The organism is Methylolobus aquaticus, from assembly GCF_054172105.1.
On record NZ_JBSYXP010000040.1, the window covers coordinates 1 to 2,293 of the forward strand.

Annotated in this window: 1 protein-coding gene; it reads left to right on the top strand. The window is 66.8% G+C overall.

The window, feature by feature from the left end; genetic code table 11:
- On the top strand, positions 1–2,293 hold a 2,293-nt coding region (locus ACW73L_RS22045), incomplete at both ends, for a condensation domain-containing protein (protein ID WP_498924687.1).

A 2,293-nucleotide genomic window follows, 5' to 3' on the forward strand; every position in this document is an offset into this window, starting at 1 on the left:
CCTGGGCCCGGCACCTCGAAATCTACGCTGCCAGCGCAGCCCTGCGCCAAGAAGCCGCCTTCTGGGGGGCCATGCTCCGCGAAGGGGCGCCTTCACTGCCGCAGGATTTCCCCGGTCCGCCGGGCTGCAGTGTCGACGCGAGATCCGTGACGGTTACGATCGACCGCGAAGCGACCGGTCGCCTGTTGCGGGACGCGAACGCCGCTTACCGGACGCGCATAGACGAACTGCTGCTGACCGCGCTCGCCCGCGCACTCCGGGTATGGTCCGGGCACGATACGTTGCTCGTCGAGCTGGAGGGTCATGGCCGCACGGACCGTTTCGAAGGGTTAGACCTCAGTCGCACGGTCGGCTGGTTCACGGCGGCGTTTCCGGTTCGGCTGTCCCCCGCTGACGATGTCGCGGTGTCGATCAAGGTGATCAAGGAGCAGCTTCGGCGGATTCCGGATGATGGCGTCGGCTATGGTGTCCTGCGGCGACTTGGCGATGCCGGGACACGGGAGGCGCTTGGCGGCCTCCCAAGTCCGCAGGTTGCCTTCAATTATCTGGGGCAGTTCGGTACGGAACGCGAGGATGCGGAACTGTTCCGGCCGGCGAGCGAGGCACGAGGCGCCGAGATGGCCGAAAGCGCGCCGCTGGCATTAGGGATCGAAGTCAACGGTCAGGTCTATGCTGGCGAGTTGGCCTTCAACTGGCTGTACAGCGGCGCTCAGTATCGACCGGAGACGATCGAGCGGCTCGCGGCCTCCTTCCGGGCCGAACTGCTTGCCGTGATCACGCACTGCGTCTCGGGAGCGAGCGGGCTGACCCCGTCCGACGTGCCTTGGACCGGTCTCGACCAGTCGCGGCTCGACGGGCTCCCGGCCTCTGCGATCGAAGCGATCTACCCGCTGACACCGCTGCAACGGGGGCTGCTGTTCCACGCCGTGTACGAGCCCGGCGCCGATGCTTATGTCACGCAATTCGACGTAGCCGTAGGGGGCCTGGATGTCGAACGCTTCGCGGCTGCGTGGCGATGGGCGCTGGCTCGCCACGGCGCGCTGCGGACGGCCTTTCTATGGCAGCCGGAGCCGGCGGTACAGATCGTGTTCCGTGCTGTGGAACTGCCGCTCGAACAGCTCGACTGGCGCGATGCGGAGGTCACGCCCGGGCGCCTGGAAGCGCTCTGCGCCGCCGAGCACGCCCGCGCCCTCGATTTGGGACGCCCCCCGCTGTTTCGGCTCACGCTGGTCGCGCTGCCGGGCGGAGGTCACCATCTGATCTGGACTTGCCACCACCTCCTGCTCGACGGCTGGAGCAGCGCGCGACTGCTGGCCGAGGTCCTGCAGCACTATCACGGCGCCACGCCTGTGCCGCCGACAGGTAACTATCGAGACTACGTCGCCTGGGTGACGACCCGTGATCCAGCCGCGAGTGAGGCGTTCTGGAAGACACAGATCGCGCCCCTCGAAGCGCCGACGCGTCTCGCGGAGGTCGTGCCGGTCACGCTACCGCAGTCTGGACATGGCTTGCGGCGAACCAGTCTCTCCCCGGCCGATACTGAGCGCCTCCGGGTGTTCGCTCAGCGTCACGCGATCACGCTCAGTACGCTCGTGCAGGGGGCCTGGGCGCTGCTGCTTCGGATTTATACCGGCCAGACGTCAGTGGTGTTCGGTGCGACGGTTGCGGGACGGCCTGCAGAACTACCCGCTGCGGAGGAGTTGGTCGGGCTGTTCATCAATAGTGTGCCGGTCGTGGTGGAGTTCCCGCGCCACCAGACACTGATCGACTGGCTGGCCAGTCTGCAGCAGCGCAGTCTGGACCGGGACCAGCACGCCCATACGCCCTTGTACGAGATCCAGCGCTGGGCTGGCAGCGCCGGCGAGGCCTTGTTCGACACGTTGCTGGTGTTCGAGAACTATCCGGTGGATCGCGTGCTCGTGAACCGTGATGGTCTAGGTCTACATTTCGGTGCCGCCCGCCATGCCGAGACGACCAACTATCCCCTGACGCTGGCCGTGCAAAGCGGAGAGACTCTGGAGGTCCTTTACGACTTTGCACGGGACAGCTTCGATGAAAGCACGGTCGAGCGTCTCAAGGACCAGCTGGAACACCTGCTGGATGCGCTGGTGAGCGATTCCTCGCGCCGGTTGGGGACGGTGGACCTGTTGGTTGACGCGGAGTGGAGCGCGCTGACGGAGTGGAACCGCGGGGCGTGGGAGGGCTTGGGGGAGGGCACGTCCTCGGTCTCGGAACAGATCGCCCGCTGGGCGGCGGGTCAGCCGGACGCGGTGGCGGTGGTTGCGGGCGAGGA